14 protein-coding genes and 1 riboswitch are annotated in these 14368 nt (G+C 60.8%); of the genes, 7 read left to right on the top strand and 7 right to left on the bottom strand.

Translation table 11 applies throughout. The features are described 5' to 3' along the window. Positions 1 to 67 precede the first annotated feature (67 nt). Positions 68 to 293, bottom strand: a riboswitch (cobalamin riboswitch). 166 nt (positions 294 to 459) lie between these two features. Together IHQ43_RS08580 and IHQ43_RS08575 are read left to right on the top strand one after the other, a co-directional pair. Beyond that, positions 460 to 1044: a hypothetical protein gene (locus IHQ43_RS08580; protein ID WP_192564043.1), complete on the top strand. Its 585-nt coding sequence runs from the start codon at positions 460 to 462 to the stop codon at positions 1042 to 1044. A 65-nt stretch (positions 1045 to 1109) separates the two neighbouring features. After that, positions 1110 to 2423, top strand: coding sequence for a PQQ-dependent sugar dehydrogenase (locus IHQ43_RS08575; RefSeq protein WP_192564042.1), 1314 nt, complete (start codon positions 1110 to 1112; stop codon positions 2421 to 2423). Between the two features lie 65 nt (positions 2424 to 2488). On the opposite strand, the gene IHQ43_RS08570 is transcribed toward IHQ43_RS08575, so the two are convergent. The 5 genes from IHQ43_RS08570 to IHQ43_RS08550 form a co-directional block, all read right to left on the bottom strand. After that, positions 2489 to 3025 carry a C40 family peptidase gene (locus IHQ43_RS08570; protein WP_102718423.1) on the bottom strand — a complete coding sequence of 179 codons (537 nt, stop codon included), beginning with the start codon at positions 3023 to 3025 and terminating at the stop codon, positions 2489 to 2491. A 219-nt stretch (positions 3026 to 3244) separates the two neighbouring features. Next, positions 3245 to 3865 carry a C40 family peptidase gene (locus IHQ43_RS08565; protein ID WP_007950397.1) on the bottom strand — a complete coding sequence of 207 codons (621 nt, stop codon included), beginning with the start codon at positions 3863 to 3865 and terminating at the stop codon, positions 3245 to 3247. Between the two features lie 214 nt (positions 3866 to 4079). After that, complete coding sequence (gene hda, locus IHQ43_RS08560) at positions 4080 to 4784, bottom strand: DnaA regulatory inactivator Hda (RefSeq protein ID WP_007950396.1); 705 nt, start codon at positions 4782 to 4784, stop codon at positions 4080 to 4082. 210 nt (positions 4785 to 4994) lie between these two features. Beyond that, entirely contained in the window at positions 4995 to 6068 is a 1074-nt protein-coding gene (locus IHQ43_RS08555; RefSeq protein WP_192564041.1) for an AI-2E family transporter, read from the bottom strand. Positions 6069 to 6103: 35 nt separating this feature from the next. After that, positions 6104 to 7162 (bottom strand): DUF2066 domain-containing protein, encoded by a 1059-nt coding sequence (locus IHQ43_RS08550; protein WP_192564040.1) that lies wholly within the window; start codon positions 7160 to 7162, stop codon positions 6104 to 6106. A gap of 374 nt (positions 7163 to 7536) precedes the next feature. Between IHQ43_RS08550 and purM the strand changes: the two genes are divergently transcribed. From purM to IHQ43_RS08535, 3 genes are read left to right on the top strand one after another with little or no spacing between them, the layout of a single operon-like run. Next, positions 7537 to 8595, top strand: coding sequence for a phosphoribosylformylglycinamidine cyclo-ligase (gene purM / locus IHQ43_RS08545; RefSeq protein ID WP_192564039.1), 1059 nt, complete (start codon positions 7537 to 7539; stop codon positions 8593 to 8595). Further along, complete coding sequence (gene purN, locus IHQ43_RS08540; RefSeq protein WP_192564038.1) at positions 8595 to 9245, top strand: phosphoribosylglycinamide formyltransferase; 651 nt, start codon at positions 8595 to 8597, stop codon at positions 9243 to 9245. The genes purM and purN overlap by 1 nt, the downstream gene beginning before the upstream one ends. A gap of 8 nt (positions 9246 to 9253) precedes the next feature. Further along, positions 9254 to 9967, top strand: a complete 714-nt coding sequence (locus tag IHQ43_RS08535) for a DUF3108 domain-containing protein (RefSeq protein WP_085699349.1) — start codon at positions 9254 to 9256, stop codon at positions 9965 to 9967. A gap of 61 nt (positions 9968 to 10028) precedes the next feature. Here the strand turns inward: IHQ43_RS08535 and IHQ43_RS08530 are convergent, their stop codons facing one another. Then, entirely contained in the window at positions 10029 to 11654 is a 1626-nt protein-coding gene (locus IHQ43_RS08530; protein WP_192564037.1) for a methyl-accepting chemotaxis protein, read from the bottom strand. A 130-nt stretch (positions 11655 to 11784) separates the two neighbouring features. Next, on the bottom strand, positions 11785 to 12840 hold the full coding sequence (locus IHQ43_RS08525; protein WP_192564036.1) for an amidohydrolase family protein: 1056 nt from the start codon (positions 12838 to 12840) through the stop codon (positions 11785 to 11787). A gap of 128 nt (positions 12841 to 12968) precedes the next feature. Here IHQ43_RS08525 and IHQ43_RS08520 point away from each other — a divergent pair, with 128 nt between their 5' ends. Together IHQ43_RS08520 and IHQ43_RS08515 are read left to right on the top strand one after the other, a co-directional pair. After that, positions 12969 to 13385: an OsmC family protein gene (locus IHQ43_RS08520; RefSeq protein ID WP_007959010.1), complete on the top strand. Its 417-nt coding sequence runs from the start codon at positions 12969 to 12971 to the stop codon at positions 13383 to 13385. A 61-nt stretch (positions 13386 to 13446) separates the two neighbouring features. Continuing rightward, positions 13447 to 14310 carry a pirin family protein gene (locus tag IHQ43_RS08515; RefSeq protein WP_192564035.1) on the top strand — a complete coding sequence of 288 codons (864 nt, stop codon included), beginning with the start codon at positions 13447 to 13449 and terminating at the stop codon, positions 14308 to 14310. Positions 14311 to 14368 lie beyond the last annotated feature (58 nt).

Below are 14368 nucleotides of genomic sequence, written 5' to 3'. Positions count from 1 at the left end.
TTGAGGCTGGATAACGGCGGGCAGGCACAAGAATAGACGGCAACAAGCCTGGCATCGCCCACCGTGATGCCGCTGGATGGATCAGGCCGGTCTCCGGGCTCATGAGCGGCTGGTGCCTGGCTGCGCGCCTTCCCGCATTTACGCAGTGGCATCAGACGCAGCTTTTACTCATTTACCGTTGCGGGGGCAGCGCCGGGATCGTGAGGGTTCTTCGCTTCAAGACCCGCCTCACCGGCTTCCCTGTTTCACTCTGTCGACATGCGCCACAGAGCACCTGAAACAAGCCGCGAAGGTTAGAGGGTTGGGGGTGGAGCGTCAATTGAAGAGGGGCTTGTACGGCGAATAACTGCCGCCGATCAATTAACTGACGCCAATCTTGTGCCACACTGTCAGCAGTGATATCAAAGAGCCATGCTTTTTGACTGCAGAGAGCACATCACAATAACAAGGGAGAGCACCATGCAAGGCATGATCATCAGCAACCCGCGGCTGGAATTCCTGCGCCCGGTGCTGGAACGCTGGTTTGACTGTATCGACCGTTACAACGCCGTACGCGGCGACAGCGACACCCCCTACTGGCACGACGAGAAAGCCAACCTTGGCCTGCTGTCCGCCGCCGCATGGATGGCCGAACTGGTCACCCTGCGCGACACTGCCACCCGCAAGCAGAACGAAGAAGGCGAGCGCAACGCCCGCGCCGACCTGTTTATTGCCGGCGCCGACGATCGCGCCTTCATCCAGGCCACCCAGCGCTGGCCACGCGTCACCAGCCTGAATCTGACGCAGGCCCTGGCGGATATCACCAGCGACGCCAAGCGCATCAGCTACGCCAGCGACCTGAAACTCGGCTGCCTGTTCGTCGCCCCGCAAAAGGCCCAGCACAGCGCCAGTCCGGAAGAGCTGCAGGACATGGTCGATGACCTGCAAAAGGAACACACCTGCGCCGTCGCCTGGTACTTTCCCTACGCCTACCGCAAATTGCGCAGCGAAGCCGGCAACTATCACCCCGGCATTGCCATGCTGTTCAAGGAAGCCCGCGGCTGAGGGTTGAACCATCGGGCTTGTGCACTCCTCTATGATTAAGAATGCATTTATAGGGAAGATCAGCAATGCGCAAGCCCCAGCTCGTTTTCGTCATCGTGCTCGCCGGAGGGCTCGCCGCCTGTGGTGAATCCTCCAGCCTGCAAGTCTCCGACGGCACCGGCCCGTCACCCAAATTGCCCGAACCGAACAAGACCCTGATCCCGACGGTGAACATCGCCCCGGCCATCGGCTGGCCGGCCGGCGCGAAACCGACGGCAGCGACAGGCACACAGGTAGCAGCGTTTGCCGAGAATCTCGATCACCCTCGCTGGCTGTATGTGCTGCCCAACGGCGATGTGCTGGTAGCGGAAACCAACGCCCCGCCCAAACCCGACGACGGCAAGGGCATTCGCGGCTGGGTAATGAAGAAAGTCATGGGCCGCGCAGGTGCTGGCGTCCCCAGCCCGAACCGCATCACCCTGCTGCGCGATGCCGATCATGACGGCGTGGCCGAAACCCGCACGGTTTTCCTGCAAAACCTCAACTCGCCGTTCGGCATGACCCTGGTCGGCAACGATCTGTACGTCGCCGATACCGATCGCCTGCTGCGTTTTAACTACGAGCCCGGCGCAACCGAAATCAAGAGCCAGCCAATCAAGGTCGTCGACCTGCCGGGCGGCACGCTCAACCACCACTGGACCAAGAACGTCATCGCCAGCAAGGACGGCAGCAAGCTGTACGTCACCGTCGGTTCAAACAGCAACGTCGGCGAAAACGGCCTGGATCAGGAAGAAGGCCGTGCGGCGATCTGGGAAGTGGATCGCGCCACCGGCAACCACCGGATCTTCGCCTCGGGCATCCGCAACCCGAACGGCCTGGCCTGGGAGCCACAAACCGGCGCACTGTGGACCGCCGTGAACGAGCGCGACGAAATCGGCAGCGATCTGGTGCCGGACTACATCACCTCGGTCAAGGACGGTGGTTTCTATGGCTGGCCGTTCAGCTATTACGGCCAGCACATCGACGTGCGCGTCGAACCACAGCGCCCGGACATGGTGGCCAAGGCCATCGCTCCCGACTACGCCGTCGGCCCGCACACCGCGTCACTGGGCCTGACCTTCGCTGAAGGGAATCGCCTGCCGGCGCAATTCAAGGAAGGCGCATTCATCGGCCAGCACGGCTCGTGGAACCGCAAGCCGCATAGCGGCTACAAGGTGATCTTCGTACCGTTTGCCGCTGGCAAGCCGAGCGGAACACCGGTGGACGTGCTGACCGGATTCCTCGACAAGGATGAAAACGCTCTGGGTCGCCCGGTCGGCGTGGTGATCGACCAGCAAGGTGGATTGCTGGTGGCGGATGACGTGGGTAACAAAGTGTGGCGAGTATCAGCGACCCGCTAGCGTATTGCAGGCATTAAAAAACCCGTGGGAGCCATTCAGCTTCCACGGGTTTTTATGTATCCGGGCTACGGGTTGTGCGCCAGATGCTCTGGCTGCAGAACACGCTTGGCGCTCAGATAGGCTTTCTGCCAATACGCCTTCGACAGGCTGTCCAGCTTCACCGTACCACCGGTGGCCGGCGCATGAACGAAGCGCCCTTCCCCGACGTAGATCCCCGCATGGCTGACCTGTGAGCCGCCATTGGTGGCGAAGAAGATCAGGTCGCCGGTCTGCAACCCTTCCTTGCCGACGTTCGGCGCCTGCATCACGATCATCTCGCGGGTCGAGCGCGGCAGGCTGATACCGGCGGCATCGCGGTAGACGAAACCAATCAGGCCGCTGCAATCGAAGCCCGAATCCGGCGTATTGCCACCCCAACGATAAGGCGTGCCCACCAGCCCGAGCGCGCGGAACAGCACGTCTTCGGCAGCGGGTGAAAAGGTCTGGGAGGATCCGAACACGATCGGAGCGCGCACCACCGGCGCAGGCGGTGGAGTGCGGCTGGCGCAGCCGCTGAGCAGCGCTGCGAAGAACATCAAGGCAAAGCGGGCCGACATCGTCATATGCAGAACATCCTGATCTGGCTGAGGCTTTGACTGCCGATTCGACAGAAAACAAAACCGCCTGCGTTTGGACGCAGGCGGTTTGCCATCAATATAGATCAGGATTCTAGCGGCTACGCGGCAAACTTCAAGTAAGACTTTAACTTCACCTTGTAAAGTTTAGGTCTATTGCCTCCGAAGGGCCGCGTTGTCGCCACGAGCGTGGCGACAATCGAGCGATTACTTGCGAGCGGTAACCACGGTCGGAGCGTTCGCCAAAGCGCGCTTGGCTTCGATGAAGGTCTTGCTCCAGTAGCTGTCGCCCAGGCTGTCGATGCGAACACCGCCGCTGCGACGAGAGCTGGAATGGATGAACTGGTTGTCGCCCAGGTAGATCCCGGCGTGGCTTACACGACCGCGACGACCATTGGTGGCGAAGAACAGCAGGTCGCCCGGCTCGAGGTTGCTGCGCGAAACCAGCGGCGCATCAACGTTGATCATTTCGCGGGTAGAGCGCGGCAGGTTCATGCCGGCTTCTTCGCGGAACAGGTAGCCGATGAAACCGCTGCAATCGAAACCGGCTTCAGAGGTACCACCGAAACGGTAACGGGTACCGATCAGGGACATACCGCGTTCGAGGATGCTGTCGGCCAGAACCGGAAGCTGGTATGGCTTCTTGCCGTTGAAGTCGGCGAGTTCTTTTTCGGTGTCCAGCTCTTCCTGGTAAATAACGGAAGACTGGGCGGTGGCAGAGTTTTTAGCCTGTTGTTGCTGCTCTTGATTAACAGGTGAATGAGCAGCGCAACCGAACAACAGGGTGACGAGTGCGAGAGGCACGAGGGGTGCGAAGCGCTTTAGCATGGGCACGACCGTGGCTGATAGTTGTAAAGAAGCCGAGACTATGCCCGCTATCAGCCTCATTTGCAAATTCAATCGATCTTTTTGTGACTTCTCGGTTTCTCGTTAACATCTAAGCGCTTAAGCCTATTTGAATCGAGACGCAGCCTGTGCAACCCACAGGAAAGCGGGTTTTCTGGCGCCTGAAATATGCCGAAACCGGCTGAAAGCCCCGGTTTTACCAGCCCAGGGTTTCTTTCAGGAAAGGAATGGTCAGCTTGCGTTGGGCCTGCAAAGAGGCCTGATCGAGCTGCTCCAGCAGATCGAAAAGCGCGCTCATGCTGCGAGTACCGCGAGTCAAAATAAAATGCCCGACTTCATCGGTCAGGTGCAGACCGCGACGGGATGCGCGTAACTGCAAAGCACGCAATTTGTCTTCGTCGGAGAGCGGACGCATCTGAAAGATCAGCGCCAGGGTCAGGCGCGATTTCAGGTCGGCGAGTTTGATCGGCAGTTCACGCGGCGAAGTGGACGCCGCGATCAGCAAGCGGCGACCGCTGTCACGCAGACGGTTGAACAGATGAAACATCGCCTCTTCCCAATCCGCCTTGCCGGCAATCACCTGCAAGTCATCCAGGCAAACCAGTTCGTACTGTTCGAGGTTGTCGAGGATTTCGATGCCGCGATCCATCAACTCGGCCAGCGGCAGGTACACCGCCGGTTCACCCATCTGTTCGAAGCGCAGGCACGCGGCCTGCAACAGATGCGTACGCCCTACCCCGTGCTTGCCCCACAGATAGATCAGGCTTTCGGTCCAGCCGGCGTCGGCTTCGCATAGACGCTCGACATAGCCGAGTGCAGCGGCATTGGCGCCTGGGTAGTAGTTGATGAAGGTGGCGTCGTCACGCAGACGCACACCTAGGGGCAGCTGAATCGGTTTCATGCTGACTGAACAGTTCCCAAGGAACCGTTAGTGGCCTCTGTGTAAAGTGAGCGAAGTTTATACCCGTGAAGCGGAGCGCACAATGCGACAGACCCCAAGCAAAATCAAAGGTTTGCGTTAACGTGCTGGTTTTATGACAGTTTCTTTGGCGCCATGACCTGCATGAGACGGGCCAACCCGGTGATCCACCGGGCGGCCCGCGCTTCACAATTACAATTCCGGCTCATCCACCCCGCTATAAATGTCGGAATCCTTGTACAGATCGTGGACATGCCGCACCAGCACCATGATCACCGCCGCCACCGGCAATGCCAGCAGCACACCGGTGAAGCCGAACAGCTCGCCACCGGCCAGAATCGCGAAGATCACCGCCACCGGGTGCAGACCGATCCGGTCCCCCACCAGCAAAGGCGTCAGCACCATGCCTTCCAGGGCCTGGCCGACCATGAACACCGCCACGATCCCGATCATCGGATACAGATCGCCACCGAACTGGAACAACCCGGCAATCAACGCCGCACCGATGCCGATCACGAACCCCATGTACGGCACAATCGCCGCCAGCCCTGCGATCAGACCGATCAACAGGCCAAGTTCCAGCCCGACAATCATCAGGCCGGCCGCATAGATCACGCCCAGCGCCAGCATCACCAGCAACTGCCCGCGCACAAACGCGCCCAGCACTTCATGGCATTCGCCCGCCAGTGCCACCACGCGCTCTTCGCGATCACGGGGCAACAGGCCACGGATCTTGGCCATCATCACGTCCCAGTCGCGCAGCAGGTAAAAGCTCACCACCGGGATCAGCACCAGATTCGCCAGCCAGCCGATCAGCGCCAGGCTCGAAGCTGTCGCCTGACTCAGTACCACACCGACGATGTCGGTGGTCTGGCCCATGTGCTCGCTGATAGCGGCCTTGACCTTGTCGAACTTCCAGAAGCCGTCCGACAGCCCCAGCTTCGATTGCGCCCATGGCACGGCGGTGTGCTGCAACCAGTCGAGCATTTGCGGCGCCAATTCGTAGAGCCGCAGCAATTGCTTGGCGAGCATCGGCACCAGTACCAGCAACAGCGCAGTGACGATCAGGGTGAACAAGGCGAACACCGTGATCACACCCCAGGTGCGGGACAGCCCCAGACGCTCCAGACGATCGACGAGCGGATCGAACAGATAGGCGAGCAACAGCGCCACCAGAAACGGCGTGAGGATCGGATGCAGCAACCAGACAAACGCGCAAAGCAGGAGCACCCCACCGAGCCAGAACCAACGCCGCGTATCGCCCATGTAACACTCCATTGCTTATATATAAGAAAGAAAACCTACCAGCGGAACCGCAAGGACGGCGCTGCCGGTGCTGGTGCAGGTGCAACGACAGGCGCCGCACCGGCGACCGCAGGTTGCGGCGCAGCCACCGGAGCCGGTGCCTCGGCCGGCAGCTCCTGCAACTTCGCCAGCGACAACTGCGCTCGCAGTTGATCAGCACTGCCATTGACCCGATAAAGGATACGATCGGCATCGACACTCTGCAGACGCACGCCAAACGGTTCGAGTAACCGCAGCAGTGCCGCGTAGTGCTCCAGATTCATGCCCTGCACTTCCAGGGTCTGCTGGCCGGACGCGCCCGGTTTGGCCACAAAGCGTGGCGCCAGACGTTCAGTGACCGCCAGCATCACCGCATCCGCCACCGCAGCCTGATCCGCGCCCTGCACGCTGCCCGCCTCTTTTTTATCGCCCAGCCACAATTGCCATTTGGCCTGCCATTGCCCGCCTTCTTCACGGGCATGCACGGCGAGCAAGGCGTCAGCGTTGTAGCGCTCGGAAGCGTTACGCAGCGGCGCCGGGTCAGCACCTTCGAGCGCCGGCGCCGTGGCGACCAATTGCTCGCTCAAGTCCGCCAACGGCAGGCGCAACGGTAACCCACGGTGCTGGGCGGCGCGGCGCAATGGTGCGGCGCTGGCCTGACCGTCGCCCACCAGGCTCGAGCCCTCGGTCGAATCATTCAGCCACCAGCTCAGGATCGAGGGCCGATTGGCGCCCCACAGCGCCAGACCCGCGCGGCGCAACGCCTGCTCGGTGGTTCCCGGATCGAAATCGACTTTCAGCACTTCCGGCGGCCCGGCATCGAAACCGAACTGACTGATGATCTGCTGCGGATCCTTGCGAACCGGCGCCAGCCCCGGGTTTTGCGGGGCTTTCGGGTCGCCGGTCAGGCGCAGCACCAAAGTGTCCAGCGCAGCCTGGGTCGCGCGATCGCGCTCCTCTGGCGACTGGCCAGTGACCGGTTCGCGCACCTGATAAAGACCTTTGAGATTTTCGGCCTGACTCGCCAGGCTGATCAGAGACAAGCCACCCACTAACAGCAATTTACAAAAACGCATGGAGAATTCCCGTCGACAAGAGCGGCTGGAACAGGCCGCGTGTACCGTTCTGCAAGCCTGTGACCACAGGCCGTTGCAAAACATTCACACGCGGGCGGTAAGTTTTTGCACAGTCCTAACGATAGACGGTTCCTTATACAGGCACCCGTGATGTCGCCCACAGCGTGAATTGCAAAAAATTTCGGCCGATATGCCCCTGCCCGTCGGCGTGAGGATGGCCGCTGCCCCTCAAGCCTGATAAAATCGCGCGCCTTCGCAGACCGGCAACAGCCGGGCACCCCGAACTTCGCGTGAGGCTATCGCCCCTGTCGGATTCGGCGTTCCCGCTGAACTCGGTCGTTACCCCTGAATCCCCTCCCCTAAAGGCCTGGATCATGAGCAAGCAACCCTCCCTGAGCTACAAGGACGCCGGTGTAGACATCGACGCCGGTGAAGCATTGGTCGAACGCATCAAGAGCGTCGCCAAGCGCACTGCGCGCCCGGAAGTCATGGGCGGCCTGGGCGGTTTCGGCGCCCTCTGCGAGATCCCGGCCGGTTACAAACAGCCGGTGCTGGTTTCCGGTACTGACGGCGTCGGCACCAAACTGCGCCTGGCGCTGAACCTGAACAAGCACGACAGCATCGGCCAGGATCTGGTCGCCATGTGCGTCAACGATCTGGTGGTGTGCGGCGCAGAGCCGCTGTTCTTCCTCGACTACTACGCCACCGGCAAACTGAATGTCGACGTAGCCGCGACCGTGGTCACCGGCATCGGTGCAGGCTGCGAACTGGCTGGCTGCTCGCTGGTCGGCGGCGAAACCGCTGAAATGCCTGGCATGTACGAAGGCGAAGACTACGACCTGGCCGGTTTCTGCGTCGGCGTCGTGGAAAAAGCCGAAATCATCGACGGCTCGAAAGTCGCCACCGGTGACGCCCTGATCGCCCTGCCATCGTCCGGCCCGCACTCCAACGGCTACTCGCTGATCCGCAAGATCATCGAAGTATCCGGTGCCGACATCGAAACCGTTCAGCTCGACGGCAAGCCGCTGACCGAACTGCTGATGGCCCCGACCCGCATCTACGTGAAGCCGCTGCTCAAGCTGATCAAGGACACCGGCGCGGTCAAAGCCATGGCCCACATCACCGGTGGCGGTCTGCTGGACAACATCCCGCGCGTTCTGCCAAAAGGCGCTCAGGCCGTGGTTGACGTGGCCAGCTGGAACCGCCCGGCCGTCTTCGACTGGCTGCAAGAGAAAGGCAACGTCGACGAAACCGAAATGCACCGCGTGCTGAACTGCGGCGTGGGCATGGTGATCTGCGTGGCTCAGGAGCACGTCGAAACCGCTCTGAACACCCTGCGTGACGCCGGCGAGCAGCCTTGGGTCATCGGTCAGATCGCTGTCGCTGCCGAAGGCGCGGCCCAGGTCGAACTGAAGAACCTCAAGGCTCACTGATGTCCCAGACCTGTGATGTCGTGGTGCTGCTGTCCGGCACCGGCAGTAACTTGCAGGCCCTGATCGACAGCACGCGGACCGACGACAGCCCGGTCCGCATCGCTGCGGTGATTTCCAACCGCGCCGACGCCTACGGCCTGCAACGCGCCAGTGACGCGGGTATCGCCACCCGCTCGCTGGATCACAAGGGATTCGAGGGCCGCGAGGCCTTCGATACCGCTCTGATCGAACTGATCGACGAATTCAACCCCAAACTCGTGGTACTGGCCGGCTTCATGCGCATTCTCAGCGCTGACTTCGTCCGTCATTACCAGGGTCGCCTGCTCAACATCCACCCGTCGCTGCTACCCAAATACAAAGGGTTACACACTCATCAGCGCGCGCTGGAAGCCGGCGACGCCGAACACGGCTGCTCCGTGCACTTCGTCACCGAGGAACTCGATGGCGGGCCACTGGTCGTACAGGCAGTAATACCGGTAGAGTTGCACGATTCGCCGCAAAGTCTGGCGCAACGGGTTCACGTTCAGGAACACCTGATCTACCCGATGGCCGTACGCTGGTTCGCCGAAGGACGGCTGAGCCTCGGCGAGCAAGGTGCTTTACTGGATGGCCAGTTACTCGGGGCCAGCGGTCACTTGATTCGAAACTAGGAGATTTTATGCGTCGCGCCCTGCTCTTCGCTTGCGCTCTGCTCGCCCTGCCTTTCGCCCAGGCGGCAGACCTTCAACCGTTCTCCGCCAGCTACACCGCCGACTGGAAACAGCTGCCCATGAGCGGCACCGCCTCGCGCAGCCTGACCAAGGAAGCCAACGGCGTGTGGAAGCTCAGCTTCAAGGCATCCATGATGATTGCCAGCCTGTCCGAGGAAAGTACCCTGACCCTGGACAAGGACACCCTGCTGCCGCAGTCCTACCACTTCGAACGCGGTGGTCTGGGCAAGGCGAAAAAGGCAGACCTGGACTTCGACTGGGCCAACAAGCTGGTGACCGGCACCGACCGCGGCGACGCGGTGAAAATCCCGCTCAATCGCGGCATGGTCGACAAATCCACCTATCAACTGGCGCTGCAGCACGACGTGGCCGCCGGCAAGAAAAGCATGAGCTATCAGGTGGTCGATGATGGCGAAGTCGATACCTACGACTTCCGCGTGCTGGGTTCGGAAAAAGTCGAAACCAAGGCCGGCCAGATCGATGCGATCAAGGTCGAGCGCGTCCGCGATCCGACACAAAGCAAGCGCATCACCGTCCTGTGGTTCGCCAAGGACTGGGATTACCTGCTGGTTCGCCTGCAACAGGTCGAAACCGACGGCAAGGAGTACAACATCATGCTCCTCGACGGCACGGTCAACGGCAAGACGGTCAAAGGCAGCTGATCCGACGCAACATCAAAAAGCCCCGCAAATGCGGGGCTTTTTTTCGCCTGCCGAACGCTGATCAGACCGAGAATTTGGCCACCATACTGTTCAGGTCCACCGCCAGCCGCGACAGCTCCTGACTCGCGGCACTGGTCTGATTGGCCCCGGCAGACGTCTGCATCGCCAGGTCACGGATATTCATCAGATTGCGATCGACCTCCCGCGCCACGGCCGCCTGCTCTTCCGACGCACTGGCGATCACCAGGTTGCGCTCGTTGATCAAGGTAAACGCCGAGGCGATTTCCTCCAGTGCCACGCCAGCGGCTTTCGCCAGCTCCAGGGTCGAACGCGCCCGGACGTTGCTCTGTTGCATCGAGCTGACCGCCGAATCGGTACCTTGCTGGATGCCGCCGATCATCTGTTCGATCTCCTGCGTCGACTGCTGAGTGCGATGGGCCAACGCCCGCACTTCGTCCGCCACCACCGCAAAACCCCGCCCGGCATCCCCCGCCCGCGCCGCCTCAATCGCCGCGTTCAACGCCAGTAGATTGGTCTGTTCGGCAATCGAGCGGATCACATCCAGCACCTTGCTGATGCTGTAGACCTTCTGCGCCAGATCCTCCACCTGCGTGGCATTGGCGGTGACATCCTCCGCCAGCAGCTCGATGGACGACACGGTCTGCTGCACCTGCTCGCGGCCATGCTGGGCAATGCGATCAGACTCACGGGAAGCTTCGGAGGTCGCGACGGCATTGCTCGCCACCTCTTCCACGGCAGCAGTCATCTGATTGACCGCCGTGGCCGCCTGTTCGATTTCCAGACTCTGCTGGTGCAGCCCTCGCGTCGCATCTTCGGTAACGCAACTCAACTCCTCCGAGGCCGAAGCCAGTTGACTGGAGGACTCCGAGATCCGGCGGATGGTGTCACGCAAGTTGTGCTGCATGCTCTTGAGCGCGTGCAGCAACCTCGCCGGTTCGTCCTTGCCGGAAATGCTGATATCGCCTGTCAGATCGCCGCCGGCCACCACTTGCGCCACATTGAGCGATTGCGACAGCGGCAGCACGATGCTGCGGGTCAGCAACAACGCCAGGGCGATGGTAATCAGCGCGGTGATGCCGATCATCACACCGACCCAGACCCGCGAATTGGTGAACACCAGCCGTGCGGCCTCAGTGGCGAGGTTGGCGTTGTGCTTGTTCAGCTCGACGAGTTCACGCAGGGTCACTGCAATTTCATCCGCCAGCGGGCTCATCTGCCCGTTGAGAATGACGGCCGCCTCCTCCACTCGTCCCTGAGCAGATAACGCCATCACCTGCGCCTGAAGCTCCAGGTATTTATGCTCGGCAACCTTGAAGCGGTCGAACAGCGCGCGCTCTTCGGGCAGCGCGATCAGGATGTCGTAACGCTGCTGGGCTTCACTCAATACACCGCGCAAATCATTGAGCTTGGCCACATTCTGCTCAAGCGCCTGCGGATCGCGATTGAGCAACAGGCGCATGGTCAGCGCGCGCAGGCGCAGCATGTCCTGGCTCATCTCGCCCACCGCCATCACGCTGGGCAGCCAGTTATTGTCGACCTGGTCGGATTGCGCGCGCATGTTCGACATTTGCAGCAGGGCGAACGCCCCAAGGGCAAACACCATCAGCGCCAACACGCCAAAACCCAGCCCGGCCCGGGGCGCAATATTGAGACTACGGATACTCATTGCTCTGGTTCCTTCCAAAAGCGCTGCATCAACCCTGCAGCTGGTTGCTCTAGAAGGTATCGGCCCTTTGGAAAATTGCGTAAGACCAAAACGTGATATCAAAAGGCCTCAATACTTCGAACCTGGCGCATTAACGATTCAGCGCGGGTTTGCCGGACTTGAGCGCTGTTCGCGGCAAGATCGCCAGGAAGTTGTCCCGCGCGACTTTTTTCGCGATGGCCTCTGGCAACGCGTCGAGAAACGGCTTGAAGCCGTGGATTTCCTCACCGAGGTTGTTGAATCGCCCGACCACGTCCGAACCGAGCATGAAGCGATCCGGATAGCGCTCCACCAAGTGCACCCACTCAGCTCGCGGCTGACCCTTTTCGTCCAGCAGATAAGGCGTCAGCAGGCTCCACGACAGATCGATGAACAGGTTCGGGTACGCCTCCAGCATTCGCGTCAGGGTCGGCAGCAGAAAATCCAGCTGCGTCTGATGACGATGGATTTCAGCACTGGTGCCGGCATGGGCCCAGATGAACCGCGTGTGCGGATGATTACGCAGCGGCTCTTCGATTTCCTTCAGGTACAGCGGATTCTTCTCACGCTTGGAGGTGATGTTGGAATGCAGCATCACCGGCAGATCATTTTCGGCGGCCAGATGATAGATGCGGGTCATGGCTTCGTTGTTGGCACGTGGCGTGTCGCCGGAGGTCAGGGCCGTAAGGTCATCGTGACGAGTGAAGACTTCGCCGATGCCCTGCCACAAGCCGGGATACAGATCGAGCATGCGCTGGATGTGCGCGGCAGAGTTCTTGTCGTTGGGGTTGAAGCCTGAAAGAAACGGGTGAAAGTACTGGCGCTGCTCCGGCGTGAGCTTCTGCACCGCATCGGCGACGATCACGTCAGTCGCGCTGTACCAATAGGCATCGGCGTCATCGCCGGCGTAATAACGCGGGCGCTTGGGCTCGTCTTCGTGCCATTTCTTCGCCACGGGAATGCCGGAAATCATCACGTGCTCGATGGAGTTTTCCTTCATGGCCGTCAGCAATTTCGGCATGCCGGCGGTTTCCTGGAAAAAATCCACGTAATGCAGGTGCGCATCACTGTAGGTGTAATCCCGGGCACTGGCGACGCCGGTAAAAACCATCAGGCAGGCAAGACTCAAACGAAACACGGACACAAGCATTCTCCGGCAGACAGGCATAGCCTAGACCCTCGCCGGGCGACGAGGGTTCACCCGGCAAGAAAGTGGAACGCGCCTGTGTGGGAATGCTCTATACCTGCAAGGTCTTTTTTGATCGAATCCCTTTTCCTACAGCTTGCGAGGTTCACATGACCGTTACCGTCAATACCGTGTCCGCCGAAGGTTTTCGCCACACCGTACAGATCGATGAGCATGAACTGTTCGCCGATGTCCCGACGACTGCCGGCGGCGAAGGCTCGGCTCCGGAGCCGCACGATTACTTCGACGCCGCCCTCGGCGCCTGCAAGGCTCTGACCCTGAAGCTGTACGCGAAGAAAAAGGACATCCCGCTGACCGGCGTCGGCGTTGAGGTCAAACGCGACAACAGCCAGGAACAGAAAGGCAAATACGCCCTGCACGTGACCCTCACCCTCAAGGGCGTGCTCACCGATGCCCAGCGCGAAGAACTGCTGCGCGTTGCCGATCGCTGCCCGATCCACAAGCTGATGACCACCAGCGAAGTCACCATCGAAACCCACGCGCCAGTCGGCTTCGACAGCCAGTAATCACCCCGATGACACCGGCGGGTTATGCTCCACGCATCACCCGCCAAGCCTGGAATGGACCATGGACACCCAACCCCTGATCATCCGCCCGCGCGCCGAAGACGTCGAAGGGCAGCCGATTCTGCGCCCGCTGCCGTCAGCCAAATGCCGCAGCGTCGGGCCTTTCGTGTTTTTCGACCACATGCTCGAGACGGTTTATCCGGCGGGCAAAGGGATGAATATCCGACAGCACCCGCACATCGGTCTGTCGACCCTCACGTATTTGTTCGAAGGACAGATCCAGCACAAGGACAGCCTGGGCTCGGATCAGGTGGTCAGCGCCGGCGATGTCAGCTGGATGACGGCCGGCACGGCGATCGCTCACGTCGAGCGCACGCCCGAACCGCTATGGGCACAGAGCTTCAAGATGCACGGCCTGCAGATCTGGCTCGCCTCACCCAAGGAGCACGAGCAAGGTCCCGGGCATTACAGCCATCACCCGGCCGCGACCTTGCCGGTCAGCGATAACCTCGGCGTGCAGATCCGCATGATCGCCGGGTCAGGCTTTTGCCTGGAATCACCGGTGCCGGTGCTTTCTCCTACGCTGTATGCGGAACTGAATATGCAAACCGCGACCACGCTGCTGATCCCGACCGAGCATGAGGAGCGGGCAATTTATGTGTTGAGCGGTGATGTGCAATTGAATGGCGAAGCGGTCGAACCCCATGCGCTGGTGGTGTTGCCAGTCGGGGAAGAGATGAGCCTGTTTGCCGAGAGCGACAGTCACGCAGTGTTGTTCGGCGGTGCGCCACTGGACGGGCCGCGGAGGATCAACTGGAATTTTGTCGCGAGCGATCCGGCAGCGATCGATGAAGCGCGGCGCAAGTGGTCGGCTGGTGATTGGCCGACGGTGCCGGGGGAAGTCGAGCGGATCGAACTGCCCTAGGTCACGTATCGCCTGCGAAGCAGTCTTCGCTGGCAAGCCAGCTCCCACAAGGTGATGT

The organism is Pseudomonas gozinkensis (assembly GCF_014863585.1).
In the GTDB taxonomy this organism is placed as follows: domain Bacteria; phylum Pseudomonadota; class Gammaproteobacteria; order Pseudomonadales; family Pseudomonadaceae; genus Aquipseudomonas; species Aquipseudomonas gozinkensis.
Note: the sequence above shows the minus strand (reverse complement) of the source record. Positions and strands in the feature narration are given on the sequence as shown.